The sequence below is a fragment of the Janthinobacterium sp. RA13 genome, assembly GCF_000745325.1.
Classification (GTDB): domain Bacteria; phylum Pseudomonadota; class Gammaproteobacteria; order Burkholderiales; family Burkholderiaceae_D; genus Janthinobacterium; species Janthinobacterium rivuli.
In genome coordinates this window covers 1,192,233-1,210,625 of the sequence record NZ_JQNP01000001.1, presented here as the reverse complement: position 1 = coordinate 1,210,625, position 18,393 = coordinate 1,192,233, and the positions used below count along the sequence as shown (strand labels likewise).

23 protein-coding genes are annotated in these 18,393 nt (G+C 63.4%); 7 read left to right on the top strand and 16 right to left on the bottom strand.

Annotated features, from left to right (window positions below; genetic code table 11):
* Position 1: 1 nt before the first annotated feature.
* The 3 genes from FG13_RS05110 to FG13_RS05100 all read right to left on the bottom strand — a co-directional run bounded on the left by FG13_RS05110 (position 2) and on the right by FG13_RS05100 (position 2,332).
* Complete coding sequence (locus FG13_RS05110; protein WP_035818995.1) at positions 2-1,093, bottom strand: hypothetical protein; 1,092 nt, start codon at positions 1,091-1,093, stop codon at positions 2-4.
* A 94-nt stretch (positions 1,094-1,187) separates the two neighbouring features.
* Positions 1,188-1,877: an LrgB family protein gene (locus tag FG13_RS05105; RefSeq protein WP_035818994.1), complete on the bottom strand. Its 690-nt coding sequence runs from the start codon at positions 1,875-1,877 to the stop codon at positions 1,188-1,190.
* Positions 1,874-2,332 carry a CidA/LrgA family protein gene (locus FG13_RS05100; RefSeq protein WP_035818988.1) on the bottom strand — a complete coding sequence of 153 codons (459 nt, stop codon included), beginning with the start codon at positions 2,330-2,332 and terminating at the stop codon, positions 1,874-1,876. The genes FG13_RS05105 and FG13_RS05100 overlap by 4 nt, the downstream gene beginning before the upstream one ends.
* Positions 2,333-2,435: 103 nt before the next feature.
* On the opposite strand from FG13_RS05100, the gene FG13_RS05095 reads away from it, so the two are divergent.
* The 4 genes from FG13_RS05095 to FG13_RS05080 all read left to right on the top strand — a co-directional run bounded on the left by FG13_RS05095 (position 2,436) and on the right by FG13_RS05080 (position 5,768).
* Positions 2,436-3,344 (top strand): LysR family transcriptional regulator, encoded by a 909-nt coding sequence (locus FG13_RS05095; RefSeq protein ID WP_035818986.1) that lies wholly within the window; start codon positions 2,436-2,438, stop codon positions 3,342-3,344.
* 49 nt (positions 3,345-3,393) lie between these two features.
* On the top strand, positions 3,394-4,188 hold the full coding sequence (locus FG13_RS05090; RefSeq protein ID WP_235211669.1) for a glutaminyl-peptide cyclotransferase: 795 nt from the start codon (positions 3,394-3,396) through the stop codon (positions 4,186-4,188).
* An 81-nt stretch (positions 4,189-4,269) separates the two neighbouring features.
* The gene (locus tag FG13_RS05085) at positions 4,270-5,124 is read left to right on the top strand and encodes a hypothetical protein (RefSeq protein ID WP_051958565.1); all 855 of its coding nucleotides are present in this window, start codon (positions 4,270-4,272) and stop codon (positions 5,122-5,124) included.
* Entirely contained in the window at positions 5,121-5,768 is a 648-nt protein-coding gene (locus tag FG13_RS05080) for a hypothetical protein (protein ID WP_035818985.1), read from the top strand. Before FG13_RS05085 ends, FG13_RS05080 begins: the two co-directional genes overlap by 4 nt.
* A gap of 76 nt (positions 5,769-5,844) precedes the next feature.
* Here the strand turns inward: FG13_RS05080 and FG13_RS05075 are convergent, their stop codons facing one another.
* From FG13_RS05075 to FG13_RS30610, 10 genes are all read right to left on the bottom strand, one after another.
* Complete coding sequence (locus FG13_RS05075) at positions 5,845-6,093, bottom strand: DUF3297 family protein (RefSeq protein ID WP_010398340.1); 249 nt, start codon at positions 6,091-6,093, stop codon at positions 5,845-5,847.
* A 54-nt stretch (positions 6,094-6,147) separates the two neighbouring features.
* Complete coding sequence (locus FG13_RS05070) at positions 6,148-6,954, bottom strand: OBAP family protein (protein ID WP_081922444.1); 807 nt, start codon at positions 6,952-6,954, stop codon at positions 6,148-6,150.
* 33 nt (positions 6,955-6,987) lie between these two features.
* Positions 6,988-7,302 carry a hypothetical protein gene (locus FG13_RS05065; protein WP_035818984.1) on the bottom strand — a complete coding sequence of 105 codons (315 nt, stop codon included), beginning with the start codon at positions 7,300-7,302 and terminating at the stop codon, positions 6,988-6,990.
* A gap of 185 nt (positions 7,303-7,487) precedes the next feature.
* Positions 7,488-9,260, bottom strand: a complete 1,773-nt coding sequence (locus FG13_RS05060) for an ABC transporter ATP-binding protein (protein ID WP_035818982.1) — start codon at positions 9,258-9,260, stop codon at positions 7,488-7,490.
* Positions 9,257-9,811 (bottom strand): redoxin domain-containing protein, encoded by a 555-nt coding sequence (locus FG13_RS05055; RefSeq protein ID WP_035818980.1) that lies wholly within the window; start codon positions 9,809-9,811, stop codon positions 9,257-9,259. The genes FG13_RS05060 and FG13_RS05055 overlap by 4 nt, the downstream gene beginning before the upstream one ends.
* Positions 9,811-10,326, bottom strand: coding sequence for a MauE/DoxX family redox-associated membrane protein (locus tag FG13_RS05050; protein ID WP_035818977.1), 516 nt, complete (start codon positions 10,324-10,326; stop codon positions 9,811-9,813). Before FG13_RS05050 ends, FG13_RS05055 begins: the two co-directional genes overlap by 1 nt.
* Entirely contained in the window at positions 10,320-11,186 is an 867-nt protein-coding gene (locus FG13_RS05045; protein ID WP_035818975.1) for an SDH family Clp fold serine proteinase, read from the bottom strand. Before FG13_RS05045 ends, FG13_RS05050 begins: the two co-directional genes overlap by 7 nt.
* Complete coding sequence (locus FG13_RS05040) at positions 11,168-12,166, bottom strand: ATP-grasp domain-containing protein (RefSeq protein WP_235211668.1); 999 nt, start codon at positions 12,164-12,166, stop codon at positions 11,168-11,170. Before FG13_RS05040 ends, FG13_RS05045 begins: the two co-directional genes overlap by 19 nt.
* Before the next feature lie 85 nt (positions 12,167-12,251).
* On the bottom strand, positions 12,252-12,437 hold the full coding sequence (locus FG13_RS05035; RefSeq protein ID WP_035818970.1) for a hypothetical protein: 186 nt from the start codon (positions 12,435-12,437) through the stop codon (positions 12,252-12,254).
* 193 nt (positions 12,438-12,630) lie between these two features.
* On the bottom strand, positions 12,631-12,825 hold the full coding sequence (locus FG13_RS30610; RefSeq protein ID WP_035818969.1) for a hypothetical protein: 195 nt from the start codon (positions 12,823-12,825) through the stop codon (positions 12,631-12,633).
* Between the two features lie 309 nt (positions 12,826-13,134).
* On the opposite strand from FG13_RS30610, the gene FG13_RS05025 reads away from it, so the two are divergent.
* The 3 genes from FG13_RS05025 to FG13_RS05015 all read left to right on the top strand — a co-directional run bounded on the left by FG13_RS05025 (position 13,135) and on the right by FG13_RS05015 (position 15,377).
* Entirely contained in the window at positions 13,135-13,509 is a 375-nt protein-coding gene (locus FG13_RS05025; protein WP_035827324.1) for a hypothetical protein, read from the top strand.
* A 7-nt stretch (positions 13,510-13,516) separates the two neighbouring features.
* Positions 13,517-13,846: an immunity protein Imm33 domain-containing protein gene (locus tag FG13_RS05020; protein WP_035818966.1), complete on the top strand. Its 330-nt coding sequence runs from the start codon at positions 13,517-13,519 to the stop codon at positions 13,844-13,846.
* An 85-nt stretch (positions 13,847-13,931) separates the two neighbouring features.
* Positions 13,932-15,377, top strand: a complete 1,446-nt coding sequence (locus FG13_RS05015; protein ID WP_051958560.1) for a serine hydrolase domain-containing protein — start codon at positions 13,932-13,934, stop codon at positions 15,375-15,377.
* On the opposite strand, the gene FG13_RS05010 is transcribed toward FG13_RS05015, so the two are convergent.
* From FG13_RS05010 to FG13_RS05000, 3 genes are all read right to left on the bottom strand, one after another.
* On the bottom strand, positions 15,374-15,949 hold the full coding sequence (locus FG13_RS05010) for a type 1 glutamine amidotransferase family protein (protein WP_035818961.1): 576 nt from the start codon (positions 15,947-15,949) through the stop codon (positions 15,374-15,376). The two genes, FG13_RS05015 and FG13_RS05010, sit on opposite strands and share 4 nt — an antisense overlap.
* A gap of 216 nt (positions 15,950-16,165) precedes the next feature.
* On the bottom strand, positions 16,166-16,939 hold the full coding sequence (locus FG13_RS05005) for a ferredoxin--NADP reductase (RefSeq protein ID WP_035818959.1): 774 nt from the start codon (positions 16,937-16,939) through the stop codon (positions 16,166-16,168).
* 225 nt (positions 16,940-17,164) lie between these two features.
* Entirely contained in the window at positions 17,165-18,271 is a 1,107-nt protein-coding gene (locus FG13_RS05000; RefSeq protein ID WP_035818957.1) for an acyltransferase family protein, read from the bottom strand.
* Between the last annotated feature and the right edge of the window lie 122 nt (positions 18,272-18,393).

Below are 18,393 nucleotides of genomic sequence, written 5' to 3'. Positions count from 1 at the left end.
TTCAGGACGCGCCTGTCATGGTTTGCTCCAGCGGCGCCAGACTGGCGGCCAGCAGCTGCCACGCCGTGTTGGCGTAATCGAGCTGCCCGCCCAGCGTCTCGGCGTCGGCATCGCTGGCCATGCCGGCGACGGCGTCGGCAAAGGCGGCCAGGCCGGCGCTGACGCCCGTCGCTGGCGGCGCCTGCGGCGACTGGCCCCAGTCCTCGGCCAGCACCTGGGCCGTATCGAGTGCGCTGTTGAACGCGCTGGTGAACTGGCTGTTCTGCACCTGCACCACCTTGGCCACGGCTACCAGCGCATCGGCGTCGGCCAGCTGCTGGTAGGCGCTGGCCAGCAGGGCATTGTTGGCGTTCAGGGCCGTGCGGGCCTGCGCCGTTTCGGCCACGCCCTGTTCCGCCGCATCGATGCCTTGCACCACGAAGTCGCCCGATGGCGCGGACTTTCCATCACTCTGGGCGTCGCTGATGGTGGTCATGGTCTTGACGATCAATTCCGTGACGGCAGCGCCCGTTTTGTTGGCGCCGGCGACGATATCGGCGATATTCGTGTTGATGGCGGCTTTCAGCTGGTCGATGCTGGCCGATGATGCGCTGGCAGCGGCGCCCAGAGCGGCGATGGTGGCCGACAGCGCCGTGTTGAAGCCCGCGTTGAGCGGCGCCAGTTCGCCGGCGATGACGCGCATGTCGCCCGACAGCGCCTGGGCTTGCTGGTTAATGTGTCCCGATTGCACCGCCAGTTGCCGGTAGACCTGCGCGATGTCGGCGCGCGCGGCGCCATCCTGCGCCGCTTGCGCCAGCCGGGGCCGTTGCAACTGGTAGGCGGCGTCCCATAGCGCGGCAAAGGCCGTCGCCTGGCTCAGCAGACCGATGTAGGCGGGCAGGATGCGGTCGCCGGCGGTCATCGCCCGGTTCTTCATTTGTGACTGGAACTGGCTGACCTGATAGGCCAGGCCGGCATCGACTTGCGCGTCAAGGTCGAGATTGGCTTGCTGCTCCAGCAGATCGGCGGCCGTCTGCGTGAACAGGAACTGGTCGCTGGCGGAAAAATAGTCGACTTGCAAGGCTTGCGGCCCTGGATTGGATGTGCTTGCCATAGGGTTTCCGGGATGGTGGGCGAACGAAACTCCGCCCACTATCGCCCAACCCGCGCTTGCCGTTTTGACCTGCCGCAATCGCGCCGAGGGAACGTTAAGCGAGCAAGCGCCCCAGCAGCGGCGCCAGCAGCACCGTCACGACGCCCGAAAAAATCATCGTCAGGCTGGCCACGGCGCCTTCTTCCGTGCCCACCCGGCGCGCCACGGACAAGCCAAAACCGTGCGCGGCCGCGCCATACGGGGCGCCACGGGCGATGCGCATGCGTAAGGGCAGCAGTTTCAGCAGCGGTTTGCCCAGCAGCAGGCCGAACAAGCCCGTCATCACCACGAAAATGCCCGTCAGCTGGGCCGAGCCGCCCATGCGGCGCGACGCTTCCAGCGCGAACGGCGTCGACACGGAGCGGGCCAGCAGGCTGCGCGCCATGTCGCCGTGCACCCCCAGCAAGCGGTCCAGCAGCAGGGTGGCGGCGACCGAGGCGACAATGCCGGCGCAGCTGCCCAGCGACAGGGCCAGCCAGTGTTTGCGGATCAGCTTGCGCTCCTGGAAGATGGGCAGCGCAAACGCGATGGTGGCCGGCCCCAGCAGCCACGGCAGCCAGAGCGTTTCGCCGAAATACGTGGCGAACGGCGTCGAGGTCGCCTGCACGATGACGATGAGTATTGCCGAGGTGCAAATGGCGGGCGTGAGCAGGAAGTGGGGATGGCGGCGGTGCAGCGCCTGGTTGGCGTAGAACAGCACCAGGGTCAGCAGCAAAAACAGCAGGGACAGGAGCACGGTGTTCATGCTTGCGCCTTGGCTGTGCGCTGGCGCAGCAACTTTTGCAGGCGCAACTTGCGCTCATAGCGGCAGACCCATTCCACGGTGAACGCCGTGACCAGCATCACGCTGGCAAAGCCCAGGCCGATATTCACGAACAGCATCAAGCCCTGTGACTTCAGCAGCTGCGTAAATTGCACCACGGACACGACCAGCGGAATGAAGAACAGCAGCATGTTGGCCAGCAGCCAGTTCGCGCCCAGTTCGATGGCGGCGGGCCGTACCCAGCCGGCCAGCAACAGTGCCACCAGCACGAACAGGCCGACGACGCCGCCGGAAAACGGCAAGTGCAAGGCGGAAGCGGCCGCATCGGACAGCCACCAGGCGGCGATCAGCACGCCCACTTGCCACACGGTCTGCGCAGGCTGGCGCCAAACGGGGACGGAAAGTGGGGCGGTGGTGGAATAAGGGACGGCTTTCACGGCGGGCTTTCTCGCGGCAGGGGGAAGTTTTCATTGTAGGGATCCCGCATCAAAAGATAAAATGACTTAAACTCATGATTATCATTCGATATTGGAATGCATCATGGATATCCGCTCCTTGCGCTACTTCGTCGAAGTGGTCGAGCAAGCCAGTTTTACGCGCGCGGCCGCCAGGCTGCATGTGACGCAACCCACCGTCAGCAAGATGGTCGCCCAGCTGGAACAGTCGCTGGACCTGGCCTTGCTCGACCGCGCGGGCAAGCGCTTTACCCTGACGGACGCGGGCCAGGTAGTGCTGGCGCGCGCGCATGAGTTGCTGGCCCTGCACGCGGAATTAAAAGTGGAGTTGCGCGACCTGCAACAGCTGGAGCGGGGAGAGCTGAGAGTCGGCGTGTCGCCGCAAACCCATTCGACCCTGGCGCCGTGGCTGGCCGAATACCACCAGCGCTATCCCGGCATCGAGCTGAAGATGTATGAAAGCGGCACGCAGGCGATCGAGCGCGACTTGCGCACGGGCACGGTGGAACTGGGCACCATGCTCGACTACCCGGGCAATGCGGCCACCTGGCAAGATTTCGAAGCCTTGCCCCTCGTGCGCTCGCCGCTGTGCCTGCTGGCCGCGCCCGCTTCTGCGTGGCAGGGACGCGCTTCCGTCGCCCTGGCCGAGCTGGCCGACAGTCCCTTCATTTTCTATGGCGCCGCTTTCGCCCTGAACGACATCGTGCTCGATGCTTGCCAGCGGGCCGGCTTCGCGCCGCGCATCACGGGCCGCAGCGGGCAGTGGGATTTTATCGCCTCGCTGGTACAGCTGGGCGTGGGCATCTGCCTGCTGCCGAAGATGTATTGCGACACGCTGGATCAAGCGAAATTTGCCGTCATTCCCCTGGACGGTCCGCCCGTGGAGTGGAATCTGATGCTGGCCTGGCGCCGGGGAGGGCGGCTGTCGTTTGCCGCGCGTGCCTGGCTCGAGCTCGTCAGGACGCGCATGGCGGACGCGGCCCGTTTACAATAGGCGCTCGCCAACCACCGTCAAGAATATGAAGAATATCGGTAAAACAAGTGTGAAACGCACGGCAGGCTCGCTGCTGCTGGGATTGTTGTGCACCGTGGGCCTGATGAGCGAAATGGGCTACGCCCAGGCGGCCATTCCCGTGTATGGCTATTTCGTCAAGAATACCTATCCGCACGACCCCCAGGCTTTCACCCAGGGCTTGCTGTTCAAGGATGGCCACCTGTATGAAAGCACGGGCCAGAACGGCCAGTCCTCCTTGCGCAAGGTGGAGCTGGCGACGGGCAAGGTCTTGCAGAAAACCATGCTGGACAAAACAGTATTTGGCGAAGGCATCACGGACGTGGGCGATGAAATCCTGGGCCTGACGTGGATTTCGCAAACCGGCTATGTCTTCGACTTGAAGACCTTCAAATTGAAACGCAAATTCAGTTACCAGGGCGAAGGCTGGGGCTTGGCCAGCGACAGTCAATTCGTCTACATGAGCGACGGTAGCTCCGCCATCCGCGTGCTCAATCCGAAAACCCTGGCCGAGGTGCGCCGCTTCGAGGTGAAGGCCGAAGGCCGCGCCATCGAGCGCCTGAACGAGCTGGAAATGGTCGACGGGGAATTGTTTGCCAATGTGTGGGGCGCCGACGTGATCGCCCGCATCGACCCGGCCAGCGGCAAGGTTGTCGGCTGGATCGACCTGACGGGCTTGCTGCCACCCGGGCAGCGGGGCACGGCTAATCCCGACGCCGTGCTCAACGGCATCGCCTGGGATGCACGGGGCAAGCGCTTGTTTGTCACGGGAAAACTGTGGCCCAAGCTGTTCGAGATCGAGCTGATCGAAATCCAGCGCCGCTGATGTTTCCAATTGGGCAGTGTTGCTGGCGAGGAATCGTTTAGAATTCTGATTCTTCGCCCCGTGCGACCTTTACAGGATGCCATGCTGTCCCTCTCTTTATGCCGCCTGGCGGCCTCCGCCAGCTTGCTGGCCGCCGTCCTGCCCGCCGCGCAGGCGCAAACATCCTACGTGCCGGTGATGAAGCAATACGGCGACTTTGTCGTCACGCGTGACCGCCACGACCCGCTCGTTACCCTGACTTTCCGCCGGCACGGCTACTGGCCCGGCGGCGCGCGCGAGGTGGTGGAAGTGCGGCCGATCAAGGCCACGCGCGAAGGCCAGCCCATGCTGCTGGCGTTTACCAAGGGCTATACGGGCCAGGGCACGATATTGATCGGCGTGCAGAATGGCGAGCCGCTGATGCGCCCCATCAGTCCCATGCAGCGCGACAACATGGTGCGCACGGAACGCGACCCCGAATGGGGCGTACCGCAGCCGGGCAATAGCGAGGTACTGCTGTTTCCCCGCGACGGACGCGCGCTCGATACGGGCACGGGCGAACTGCTGTGGTTTGACGTGCCGGGCAACGTCCGCGGCGATTATCCGCATGCCATGCTCGTCTCCGTCTCGCCCGACGGGCGGCGCGGCGCCTATCTGACGAATACGCTGACGAAGGTGGGCATCATCGTTGCCACGCGCGACGACGGCGTGGCCGGTGAGCTGGCCTTACCGCCGGACACCTATCAACGGTGGCTGAAGCCCTTGTCGGACGCCGCTTCCGCGCAGGCGGGCGCCGCCATCAAGGCGCGCCAGGGCCGCACGGATTCGATCCGCATCCGGCGCGAGCTGGAACTGGCCTGGTTCGGCCAGCAATTTCAATGGAAACAAGGCAAGAACGGCTTGCAAGTGACGGGGCTGGGCCTCATCTCCGCGCCGCCGGAAGGAAAACAACCATGACACTATCCAAACTGATCGCCGGCTGCTTCGCCGCCTCCTTGCTGGCCGGCTGCGTGCACGGCGAAACGTTCCCCAAGGATTATCTGGCGCAAGATATCGACAAGCAACAAGCTTTGCTGGAACTGGACGTGGTCTTCGGCAAAGAGCCCGATGACAAGCTGACGTCGCGCGTGACGGCGCGCAATACCGTGGAATACGCGGGCGCGCCGCATATCGTCGTGCCGTTTTACCAGAAGGGACTCGGCTTCGACCAGGGGTTTGCCGGCACCTATATGTTTGCCATCGTGTATCCTGTTGCCAAGGTCGAGACGGCCACGGCCAGCAGCCGCGTCTTTGGGCAGAAACTTGAGGGTCAGCAACAGGGCAGCCCCCGCTACCGTTTCCGCGTACCAGGCAAGGCGCAGTGGAACAGCAATGAAACCTTCATGCTGAGCTTTGAGCGCAAGGGCCGCCGCGAAGAAATCACTTTCCGCTTCAGCAACGAGCAAAGCTGCTCGACCGCCTTCCTGGCCACTACGCCACTCTATGGTTTCCCCATCAAGGTCGTGGCCACGTTCAAGGAGAACAAAGGTTGCCTGAAAGTATGCGACAGCCGCGACCAGTGGCCGGGCTTCTGCGCCTTCCAGCCGCCGCCGGCAGCCTGATCGGCCTGCTGGGCAATACCTGCGGACGTAAAAAAGGCCGATGCAAATCGGCCTCGATGACAACTGTAGGTGTTGCTTAGCGGTAGAACGCTTCGACTTTGCCCTTCAGCTTGATCTGCAGCGGACGGCCGCGGCGGTCGAGGGACTTGGTGGAAGCAACCTTGATCCAGCGTTCGCTGATGCAATATTCTTCCACGTCAAGACGTTCCTTGTCGTTGAAGCGGATGCCGACGTCGTTCTCGAACACGGCTGCAACGTGGTAAGGGCTGCTAGGGTCGATCGACAGGCGATCGGGCAATGGGGGTAAGGTGGTGGTATCGTTCATGGGCGTAATTATCGCCCAGAATGCCGATCCAGACAACGGCCTTTCGCGCGCAGCCTATCTGGCCGGGAGCGAAATGGCTGGCGCGGCCGTGTGCGGGGAGATGGACGGCGGCGATGAATCCCCGTGCTGCGTTCCGCTCGGGTCGGCCAGCTGGATGGTCGTGCCGTGTTGCCAGGCATCGGCGCCGGCAATCATGGCGGGCGCGGCGATGTCGGCCCGCTGGCGGCGTTTTTCGGCGGAATCGATGCGGAAGCGGCGGTCGCGCGCGGCGACCATGGCGGCATCGGCCTGGCCATCGCTTGTAAAACCCATCATCAGTTGCGGCACGCCCAGCGGCAAGGTCTTGTGCAGATCCGTGTGCCAGGTATGCCAGGTCTTGCCATACGTGGCGACGAGTTTTTGCATCAAGGCCTTTTCGGCCACGGCGGGAATGCCGGGAGCGATCAGCTGGCCTGATTTCACTTCATGTACATGGCTGTGCCACAGGGCTTTTTCCGCCGCCGGCAAGCCCTGGTACAGTCTGGCGCTGACGATGTATTCGACGCCCATCAGCTTGGCGTCCTTGACGTTGCCATCGTAGATCACGCACTGGATCAGCTCTTCATTGACGATGGCGCAATAGTGGTGCGCTTCCATCTGACCGCGCAGATTGCCGTTGTAAAAATGAAAACCGTCAAGATAGGCATTGAGTGCCGCGACGGGCGGCCGCGCTTGCAATGCGTCGGCACCCGCGTCCAGCACGCGCGTGGAGACTCCGGCCGGCGCGCCGGGTGCCTCGACGTTTGATGCCGTATTCCTGGCGCCGCAGGCGGCAAGGCCCATGCCCAGCCCGGCGCACAGCATGGCCGTCAGTGCTTTCATGTTGAGAAGGCGCGTCTAGCCATGCCTGCGGGATCAGGATTTATCGTCATTCTTGTGGCTTTGACGTCCCGCTTCCACGTGCTGCTCATGCGTGCCGCCGCGCGTGCCGGTGCCGGAGCCCGATTGCTGGCCCGACTGTTGGCCCGATTGCTGCGAGCCCGACTGCTTGTCGCCGTCATTCTTGTGGCTTTGGCGGCCTGCCTCGACATGCTGCTCGTGCGTGCCGCCCTGGGTGCCGCCCGACGATTGGCGGGTGCCGGATTGCTTGTCCGACTGCTGGCTGCCCGATTGGCCCGATTGCTGTTTGTCCGATTGGCTGCCGGATTTGTCGTTGCTGTTCGAAGTCATGGTCGTGTCCCCTATGGTTGGTTTGGCTGGTTTGCATGATCATCCGGTTCAGCATAGGCTGCACCGTTGAAACCATTCTCGCTGCCTGCGTCGGGCTTAGCCATAGGGACACCACTTGTCGCCACGTAGGAAAACTCCGTGGTGGATGACAACCATTTCTAGATTGCATTATTTCGTGGTGCCCTTTACAGGGTTGCCGTACTCTCATGCAACTGCTGGAATTGCGACAGCTGCTGCTGCATCAGCCGCGCATACTGGCCGCCCGCGCGCAGCAGCTCGGCGTGTGTGCCTTGCTGGCAAATCCGGCCTTTGTCCATGACGATGATGCGGTCCGCTTTCACGATGGTGGAAAAGCGGTGGGCGATGATGATCGTGGTGCGGCCTTGCATCAAGGTATCGAGCGCGAGCTGCACCTGCTGTTCGCTGGCGGCGTCGAGCGCGCTGGTGGCTTCGTCCAGGATGAGGATTTTCGGCGCGCGCAGGATGGCGCGGGCGATCGCGATGCGCTGCTTCTGTCCGCCGGACAACTGCACGCCCCGTTCGCCCACGAGGGTCTCATAGCCGTCCGGAAAGGCGTCAATAAAATCGTGGGCGTGCGCCAGGCGCGCCGCCGCCTGCATCTCTTCGCGCGTCACGGCGCGGTCCGGTACGGCAAAGGCGATATTGTCCGCGATGCTGCCGGAAAACAGCGCCGGTTCCTGCTCCACCACGGCCATCTGGCGGCGCAGCTGCGCCACGCCCAGCACGCCCGCATCGATGCCGTCGAACTGCAGGCTGCCCGCGTCAAGCTGGTAATGGCCCAGCACCAGGCTGGCGATGGTGGACTTGCCCGCGCCCGAGGCGCCCACCAGGGCGACCTTTTCGCCCGCGCGTATCGACAGGCTGACGCCGTCAAGGGCCGTGACCTGCGTGCGCTCGGGATACGAAAAGCGCGCGTCGCGCAGCGCGATATGGCCGGCCAGAGGCGGCTGCGGTGCCGCTTCGGGCACGGTGCGGTGGCTGCGAAGGATCTCGAAGATGCGGTCGGTCGAACCCATGGTGCGCATCCACGTGTTCCAGAATTCGCTGATGGAGCCGGCCGTGTCCGTCACCATGCTGGCATAGATGACGAAGGCCGTCAGCTCGCCCACGCTCAGGCGGCCCTGGCCGATCAGGTGGGCGCCGAAGCACAGGGTGGTCAGCAGGGCAACAAAAGCCAGCAAGCCCTGCGCGCCCTGGAACACGGCCAGCAGGCGCGTACCGGCCAGGGACACGTCCAGCAACTGCCGCATGGCTTGCGCGTAGCGGGCCATGGCGCCGCCTTGCTGGTTGAACGCCTGCACCAGCCGGGCATGGGCAAAGTATTCCTGCGCCACCTTGCCGCTGGCGGCCAGGGTGGCGGAAATGGCCCGCGAACGCTGCCGGTAATTGCTGCCTGATAATTTGCCCAGATACAGGCTGATGGGAAGGAACAAGGCCAGCGGCAGGCTCAGCATGGGCGACAGATGCAGCAGCATGGCGATGCCGCCCACAAAGACGCACAGCGAGCGCAGCGCATTGGCCGCGCCGATGGTCAGGCTTTCATGCAGGGCCGATACGTCGGACGTGAGCCGGCTGTTCAGCTCGCCGCCATGGTGCTTGTCGAAGAAGGCGATGGGCTGGTTGATCACCACGTCGAACAGGCGCCGGCGCACGCCCATGACGATCATGTGGCCGCTCGATTGCAGCAAATAGAAGCGCGCGCTCGTGACCAGCGCATACAGCAGGCTGAAGGCCAGCATGGAGGCGACCATGCCCGGCGTGACGCCGCGCCGGGTCAGTTGCGCCACGTTGTCGATGAAATACGCGATGGCCTGCGGAAAGGCCAGCTGCGCGCCCACGGTGAGGACCATGCACAGCAAGCCGGCGGCGACGCGCCAGCGCACGGGATACAGCAGGCGCAGGCGTTCAACATGCGGGCCGAAGTTCAGAAGGCTCATGCGGCGCGCTCCTGTGCCGTATCGCCTGCCAGTTGCTCGACAAGGGCCAGCCAGTCTTCATCGCCGATCAGGCCGGCCGCTTCCACCGTGCCCTCGTGATTGACGAACACATAGGACGGCGAACTCATCAAAGGATTCACGCGCCGGTAGTCGCGCAGCGTGAGCCGCGCCGTGGCCGCCCGCAAGGCGTTGCCGGGTAAAAAGGCGCGCAGGCGGCGACCCGGTTCTTCGCTGATCAGCCACAGGGCCAGGCCGGCCTCGCGCGCCAGCGGCAGCAGCTGTTCGATGCCGGCCAGCTTTTCCCCGCATTTCGGGCAGCGGCTGGCCAAAAACAGCAGCACGGCCGCCTGGCCGCTGGCGCCCGGCTGGAAACGCGCACCGCCAGCCAGGGGACGGGCTTGCACTGCCGGCAAGGGCTCGCCCGGCACCAGCGCCGCGGGCGCGATGCGTTCGCGGCGGCTGGCGCGCAGCACGGCCAGGGTCAGCCAGATATTGCCGGCGAGGGCAAACGCCAGCGCCGCCAGCACCAGTTGCAATGTCGTGGAATCCATCAGCCGGCCTTTGCCAAGGTGGCGATGTCGTGCAGGGAAATCACGGCCACGCAGACGATGGCCGCAAGGCCGGCGGCCAGAATGGACGTGGCGGCGGGCAAGGCGGTGTCCTGCGCCAGCGCAAAGTAAGCGCCGTTGATGCCGACCGCCAGCACGTTGCGCAGCAGGTCGTATTGCGAGACGGGCCGCGCCGCTTCGCCAAAGCAGCTGCAGCGCACCACGCTGTGCGTGAAGTAGCGCCAGGCCAGGATGGCCGTGAGGGTACCGAGCAGCAGTAGTGACAGCAGCATGGGCAACTGCGTGCCGCCCGCCAGCAGCCAGCCGGCCAGCAGCAGTTCCGCCGCCACCAGGCCTGGCGCAGCGAATTGGGCGGCGGCGGGCGGCACGCCGAACGAGGTGGCCAGGTTGCCGCGGAAGGCAGCATAACTGCGCAGCTTGCCTACGCTGGCCGCCAGCAGCAGCAAGGCGATGACATGGCGCGCGATATCGGACAAAAAGGGGAGAGCTGTCAGCATTGCGTGCTCCACACCGGCGCGTAGCCGCCCGGACGCTGGCACCGCAGCTGCACGCCGTCGCGCGATGCCAGCAGGGCATCGTTCCACGGCTCGTCGGGCGCGCTGCGCAAGGCGCCACCTATGCTCGCCTGCAATTGCGTCGAGATGGCCCAGCCCAGCCGTTCGGCGTGGGCATCGCGCGCCATGTTCAAGCCCAGCTTGGCCAATTCCTCGCGCGTCAAGGCATAGTTGTGCGAGTGGTAGCCCGTCACCAGTTGCGCGACGATGGCGCGCCGCGCCTCGGGTATGGCATCAGGCAATTGCCAGGCCAGCAATTCCTCGCCGATCTGCGTCAGCTCCAGGGTGGTGCGGTAAAAAGCCGTCAGGGAAGGGGGAAAGATGCTGCCGCACAGCAGGGACAGCGATTGCTGGCGCGCCTCGCTGGCATCCACGCCGAACCACTGCTGCGCCATGTCGCCGAAGACCTTGATGTCCAGGCTGGACATGGAGCCGCCGTCGGCGCCATCGAGCTGCGGGTCGATGGGCGAGAACAGAGCCAGGTCGCCGGCGATGATCTCATCGGCGCCCAGGGTCAGCAGGGTGGCGGCCGACTGGCAGTGGAAGGGCACGACAAAGCTCAGGTGACGCGCATGCTGGCGCAGCAGGATGGCGATGCGCCGCGCCGCATTGACGATGCCGCCGCGGCCGTGCAGCACCACGTCGAGGCGCGCCACGGACCCGATGCCCTGGCACAGCTCGTACAGGGCGGGCAGCAGCTCCATGTCCAGGTGCGAGGCGGCCAGGACGATGGCGCGGCTGTCGCGCGCCTGCTCCAGTTCGCGCAGCCGCAGAGGGATCTGGCTCAGGTCTGGCTGCGGCATACGGCTCCTTCGATGAGGGTATCGGCCACGCTTTCCAGCATGGTCAAGGCAGGCACCAGTTGTTGCACATACAAAAATTGACCAACAGGGTTGTTTTCCAGGAAAACGTACTCGCCATCGGGCGTGACGATGAGATCGAGCGCGCCATACTCGAGGCCATAGCTGTGCACGAAAGCGAGGCATCGCTGCTGTATTTCCGCTGGCAAGGTGCATGCTTCATAGCGGATGGGGGCTGACATATCGCGCGAATCGATGGCCGTGCGGGCATCGTCCTGGGAATACAGGCGCGCGGCAAACAGTTGCTTGCCGATCACGGTGATGCGCAGTTCGTATTGCTTGGCGATATATTCCTGGAACTGGCAGCTCAGTTCGCTGACGGCGTCCAGGCTGTCCAGCATGGCATCGTCGACAATGGTGGTGCCGATGCCGGCGCTGACCCTGTCGACGTCCTCGACCGTTTCGGCGGCCAGGCTGGGCGTGGACATGCTCTTGAAAATGATGGGCCCGTTGATTGCCGCGCGGAAAGCGCGCACGTCGTCGGGCACATTGGTAATCACGGTGGCGGGCACGCGAAAGCCCATGCGCGCGGCCCGCGCAAGCTGTTCGCCTTTCCATTGGGCGCCGCGCAGGGCCAGCGGATGGCTGAGCCAGTAGCAATCGAGCCCGTACAGGATGCTGAAGATGGCTTGCTCCGTTTCCAGCTGGGCGTAGGCGCGTTCCTGCAGCGTCAGGTCGGCGCTGGCGTAGGCATAATCGGCCGCCTTGCGCAGCCAGACGGCGCCAACTTGCTGCAGCTCAAGCCAGTCGCCATCGGGCAAGTGGCGCAGGCGCGCGCTGGCGCGGCCGTCCAGCAGGCGCTGGCACAGCTGGTAATCGCGGGGAAAGGCGTCGAGATCGATACGGAAAGGAGCATGGCCGCGCGCGGCGAGGATGGCTTCGACCAGGTCGGCGTGCAGATCGCCGCTATGGCTGATAATCAAAACCTTTTTGTGCATGTCGGGGAGGCCGCGGTAAGGGGGAATCAAAAAAGCCTTGCCGTGGCAAGGCTTTCAGCTGGTGTACGTATCAGCAGAACTCGCCGCCGTCACTCGAACCGATACGCGAATAGCGGTATTGCTCCTCGCTGTCGACCGCCGTGCAGCCGGCTACGGCGACACCGTCGCGTACTTTCCAGGGCGCAGGAAGCGCCGGCTTTTCTTCTTCCTTCTTTTCCGCCAGTTTGAATGCGAACAGTTTGGTTTCTTTATGCATGGGATCCTCTATTAATGGTTGTGTTCCGATTTTTACCGATAAATACTGATTATAAAAATGGAATCTGCAATTGAAAGGTGTTTATGTATTCATTGCGCGCAGAGAAGCCGTGCCGGAATAGGCGCCAGCGCCAGTTTGAATATGGCGGAATAGATGAAACCCCCACGCGGGCGGGGGAATGGGGCGCCGGGAATCAGCAGTACTGGCCGCCGTCGTTCGGCTGGAAGCGCGATGAATCGCGGTATTGGTCACGGGTGCCGACGGCGGTGCAGCCGGCTACGGCGACGCCGTCGCGCACCTTCCAGACGGTGGCGGGCGCTACCTGTTTTTGTACCTGTTTTTCAGCCAGTTTGAATGCGAACAATTTGGAGTGGTTCTGTTTTTGCATTGTACTATCCTCTTGTGATGGTTAAGTACTGCTTGCGCTGTATGCCATGGTATATGGCCATTCGATATTAGCGCCTGAATAAATAAGCGTCAACTTGAAAATCAATCGTATCCGCGATTATATTTTTCAAATACTCACCAAATATCACGCGAGCCATTTATGTTATTGCAGTGCGATAAATAATAAGCGCGGCACTTTAAATAATCGGCACGGTGCTTTATTATTGCCAGCAAACGGATCGGCCATGCCCGCGGCGAGGCACTATAATGGCGCCTGTTGAATGGATAAGGCACAACGTACTCTATGGAAATGGCCATCACAGACAGCTTGCGGCAGCTGGCATACGCGCAGGCCGCCGCCTTCGTGCAGACGCTGGACGGGCGCGATCCTGTTGCGCTGCAACGCGACTGGGGTCTGTCGCTGGCCGTGGCCGACGAGATCATCGACATGCTCGACAGCTATTTTGCGGCGAGCCAGGCATTGTCCCTGTCGCCGCTGGCGCAAGCCTTCGTGCCGGGCAAGGGCGGCCGTCCCGGCGTCGACGTATATGCCACCGACGCTGGAGCGCTGGGCCTGGAATGCCTGCTGCTGGCCGATGGCAAGCCGGGCGAAGCGATCCTGCACCTGGAAATGTCCGGTCACGATGGCGCGCTGCGCCTCCACTACCAATATATCGGATCCTGAAGACCCTATGATTGAACTGATCAGCGAAACACAGCAGCGCATCTGCGACAAATTCGGCTTGCCGGCGCAAGCACCCGAACCCATGGTGGCCCTGGCCATCGGCAGCCTGGACCAGTCGCCCATCTATGGCACGCGCGTCGTGCTGCCGGAAAACGGCACCATCAGCTGGTTCATCCACTGCGGCGAACACGACGATGCCAGCGGCTTTTACCAGCCCCTGCATGCGGAACACCTGCACGAGATGCTGCCGCAGGTGGTCGATTACCTGGCCTTGCCCAGTGGCGCCAGGTTCATCCTCGACCGCGAAGGGTACGAGGACGTGTGGCTGGAAGAGTAACTTTCCGACCGGCAAGATTGTCGTTGACGTTGATAAATAGGTATGGGATGCTGCGGTTCCATTTTCCACTGTCGAAAGCCGCATCTTGAAGCCACGCCTGCCGTCCGTCCTGTTCGCCCTGGCGCTTGCCGCCGCCCCCGCCAGCCATGTGCAGGCGTCCCCAGCGGAACACGACATTGCCGCCTTCGTGCGCAGCGAAATGCAGGAGCGCCAGATTCCAGGGCTGCAACTGGCCGTGATACAAGGTGGCAAGGTTGTGCTGAAGCGCAATTTCGGCCTGGCCAGCCTGCAATACCAGGTGCCCGTGACGGAGGCTAGCCTGTTTTCCATCAATTCGGCCACGAAGGCGTTTGCGGGCGTGGCCGTACTGCAGCTGGTGCAACAGGGCAAGATCGACCTGGCCGCGCCCATCGGGCAGTACCTGACGGGGCTGCCTGTCGCCTGGCAAGCCGTGACGGTGACGCATTTGCTCAACCACACCTCGGGCTTGCCCGACGTGCTGGACCAGCGCAGCGGCAAGCTGGTGGGGCCGCAGCCGGACGATGGCGCTGCGGCGTGGACAGCCGTGCAGGCGCTGCCCGTGGAAGCTGCGCCTGGCCAGCGCTTCCGCTACAACCAGACCAATTACGTGTTGCTGGCGCAGTTGATCGAGCGGCAAGGCGGCCAGCCCTTTAGCACTTTCATCCAGCGCGGGCAGTTCGACGTGGCCGGCATGCCGCATAGCGGCTTTGGCGACGCGAAGGACGTGGTGGCCAACAAGGCCAGTTCCTACGTGCTGGACCGGGGCGGCAACGGTTACCGCAATGTGATCGAAGACTTTCCCGTGTTCATGCGCGCCGGCGCTGGCATCAACAGCAATGTGGGCGAACTGGCCAACTGGCTCATCGCGCTGCAGTCCGGGCGCTTGCTGGCGCCCGCCGGTGTGGAACGGCTGTGGCAGCCGACCAGCTTGAATGACGGCAAGCCGGCGCCGTGGGCGCTGGGCTGGCCCACCATCGGCCGTGATGGTCACCGCGCCGTGGCTGGCATCGGCGGCGCCCGCTCAGCCTTTTATGTGTATCCCAACGATGGCCTGGCCGTCATTATCCTCAGCAACCTGGCCGGCGCCCAGCCGGAACAGCTGATCGATACTGTTGCCGGCTTTTATCTTCCCTCCCTGCGCCAGCAGCGCGGCGGGGCGTATGCCGCGCACTTGCTGCGCAACAAAGCGGCCAGCGCCGGTTTCGGCGGACTGGACAAGAAACTGGCGGCCATCCGGCGCCAGCATGGCTTGCCGGAACCCACGGAAGATGACTTGAATGCCTGGGGCTATCGCCTGCTGGGCCGGCAGCAGCCGAAACAGGCGGTGGCCGTCTTCGAGCTTGGCGTGCAACTGTACCCGCAAGGGGCGAATGGCCACGACAGCCTGGCCGAAGCGTACGAGGCCGATGGCGCGAAGGCGCAGGCCGTCACGCATTACCGCCGTTCGCTGGAACTCGATCCGGGCAACACGCACGCCATGAAGCGCCTGCGCGCGCTGGGCGCCAACTAGCCGGGCGTCTTGCCGTGTTCGGCGCCGTGCATGGCCAGGTAGGCGGCCAGGTTGTCATCGGCGATGCCCAGGGCGCGCAAGACCTCTTTTGTGAAGCTGACGGGCGCCGTGCCCGGTGCCGTGATGACGCGCTGGTCGGCCACGGCCCACGGCACATCCTGGTACAGGGCGGCGCCCGCATAGCCGGTTGCCGTCAGGTTATCGGCGCAATTCGAGGTGTGGCGCACGTTATCGAGCACGCCAGCCTGCGCCAGCACGCGCGTGCCATCGCAAATGCCGGCCAGCACGATATTCCTGTCGCGGGCAGCGCGCAGCAAGGGGGAGATATCGGGCGCCTTGCCGCTTTGCCAGTGGCTGCCGCCACATACCATCAGCAAATCGAGTTCATCGAGCACAATATCTTCCAGCGCCAGTTGCGGGGTGACCAGCATGCCGCCGGACGAGGTGACGGGCAAGCCGCCGGGCGTGGCGAATTGCGTGTAAAAGCCGTAATACAGGCGCGCCGTGGAATTGAGCAGGGCGGTTTCCCAATCGGCAAAGTTCTCGGTCAGGATGGTGATGGCTCGTGTCATGAAAATTCCTGTCGCAGGTGGAGATATCAATAGTAATACAGGCTCGCTAGCCTGCTGGTGCCGAAATCATAATGAACGGTACTGACAGTTTCTGTCAGGAGCGAACAGCCTGCGCTACAATCGCCGGCCCGCTGACGCGGCAATGAAAAAGGCCCGGCGCCGCCGCTGTGTGCGGCGGGACCGGGCCCCTGGAGTATTGCGGATGACTCTTGCGGATTACTTCTCGGCGAACGCGCGCTCGACAACGAAGTCGCCAGGCGTCGAGGTATTGCCTTCCTTGAAACCACGCGCTTCCAGCATTTCCTTCAGGTCGCGCAGCATGTCCGAACTGCCGCAGATCATCACGCGGTCTTCGGCAGGGTTCAGCGCCGGCACGCCCAGATCTTCGGCCAGCTTGCCGTTTTCGATCAGTTCCGTGATGCGGCCCATGTTGCGGAAGTCTTCGCGCGTCACGGTCGGGTAATAGCGCAGCTTGTCGCTGACCATTTCGCCCAGGAATTCGTGTTTCGGCAGGTGCTCTTCCAGCAAGTCGTGGTAAGCCAGCTCATCGACCTGGCGCACGCCGTGCACGAGGATCAATTCGTCGAAGCGTTCGTAGATGTCGGGATCGCGCACGATGCTGAGGAAAGGCGCCAGGCCCGTGCCCGTCGACAGCATGTACAGGCGCTTGCCTGGCAGCAGGTAGTCGGACACCAGAGTGCCCGTCGGCTTGCGGCCGACGATGACGGTGTCGCCCACTTGCAAGTGCTGCAAGCGCGACGTCAATGGACCGCCCGGCACCTTGATGCTGAAAAATTCCAGGTGGTCTTCGTAATTGGCGCTGGCGATACTGTAGGCGCGCAGCAACGGCTTGCCGTCGACGCGCAGGCCGATCATGGTGAAATGGCCATTCGAGAAACGCAGCGACGGGTCGCGCGTGGTGGTAAAGGAGAACAGGGTATCCGTCCAGTGGTGCACGCTTAAAACGCGCTCTTCATTCATCGAACTCATAGTATGTGTTGGCTGGTCAAAAAAATGGTTAGTTGCTGGCAACTGCTGGCAAAAGTGAAACCCTGTGTAGGCCCAGACGCTATTGTACTGGCCTCCACACGAAATTGTTACCGTCTATCGCCGCCATTGCTGCCGCACGCGGTGCCGACATTATAGTGCGAATGGCAAGCCGGGGCTGGAAATGGGCCGGAAATGAGCGGTGGGCATGCGGACTCTTGACCTGGCTCACTTTTCCGCGGCACGCCGCCAGCGCTGGCGGATGGCGGCATTGGCCGGTTCGGACACGTAGCGGGCCACGAGGGCGGCAGCCAGCGCCGTTGCGGCCAGGAACAGCGCCAGCCACGGCAGGCGCTCGGCGTAGGCCAGGCCCGCCTTGTCCACTACATTGCGCATGCCGGCCAGCACGATGATATGGAACAGATAGAGTTCGTAGCTATGGCGGCCCAGCCATTGCAGCGGGCCGGGCCGTCGCTGGCTGGCCGGTCCGGCCGCCACGCCGCCAAGAATGAAGGCGGCGCTGGCTACGGCGACCAGGGTAAAACCGAATACCTCATGGCCGCCGATGCCGCGCACATACACGGCCGCCAGGGCCAGGCCCGCTGTCCAGCGCAAGAGTCGCCCGGCCTGCGCGCCAGGTTGCCAGCGTTGCGTCAGCATGGCCGTCAGGCAACCGATGGCGATGGCGTCGAAGCAGGCGATATAGCCGTACATGAAGTCAATCTCATTGTCCGCATGCAGGCTGCGATACACGGGGCCGGCGACGATGGCGGCGCCGCACAGCAGCATGATCGCCTGGCGCCGGCGCAGGATGCGGCACGACAAGGGCAGCAGCAGATAAAACATTTCCTCGACGGACAAGGACCAGTACACATTCAGGCAGTAATTGAAATAGCCGGCGCTTTGCATCAGCACGTTATGCCAGAAGGTCAGCACGGAGGCGATGGCGATGACGAAATAGCTGGCGGGCAAATCCTTGCCGCCGTCCGAGTTGGCAAAGTAGGGTACGTCCAGCACGCCCAGCAGCACGATGATGGACAGGGCCAGCAGCAGCGATGGCAGCAGGCGGGCAATGCGGTAGAGATAGAACGCCGCCAGGTCGATGCGCGCCAGGTCGCCCCAGCGCTGCAGCGAGGTCGAGGTGATCAGATAGCCGGAAATGACGAAAAACATGGTCACGCCGTAATTGCCCTGGTAGGCGGCGCGCAGCAGCCAGGCGGGCAGGATTTCGAGCGGGCTGTTCTTCAAGCCGTAGGCGAGGGCGAAGTGCAGCAGCAGCACGCCCAGGATGGCGGCGCCGCGCAAGGCGTCGATATGGTGGTTGCGGGTATTCAATGGTTTCCTTGTCAGCTTGGCTGGCGACTAATGGGGCAATTATGCGACACGTGTCGCTTGCCGGTCAACGATTTTACAGATAGTCGGTAGCGAATGCGGCAACGGGGCACGGGCAGGGAAGT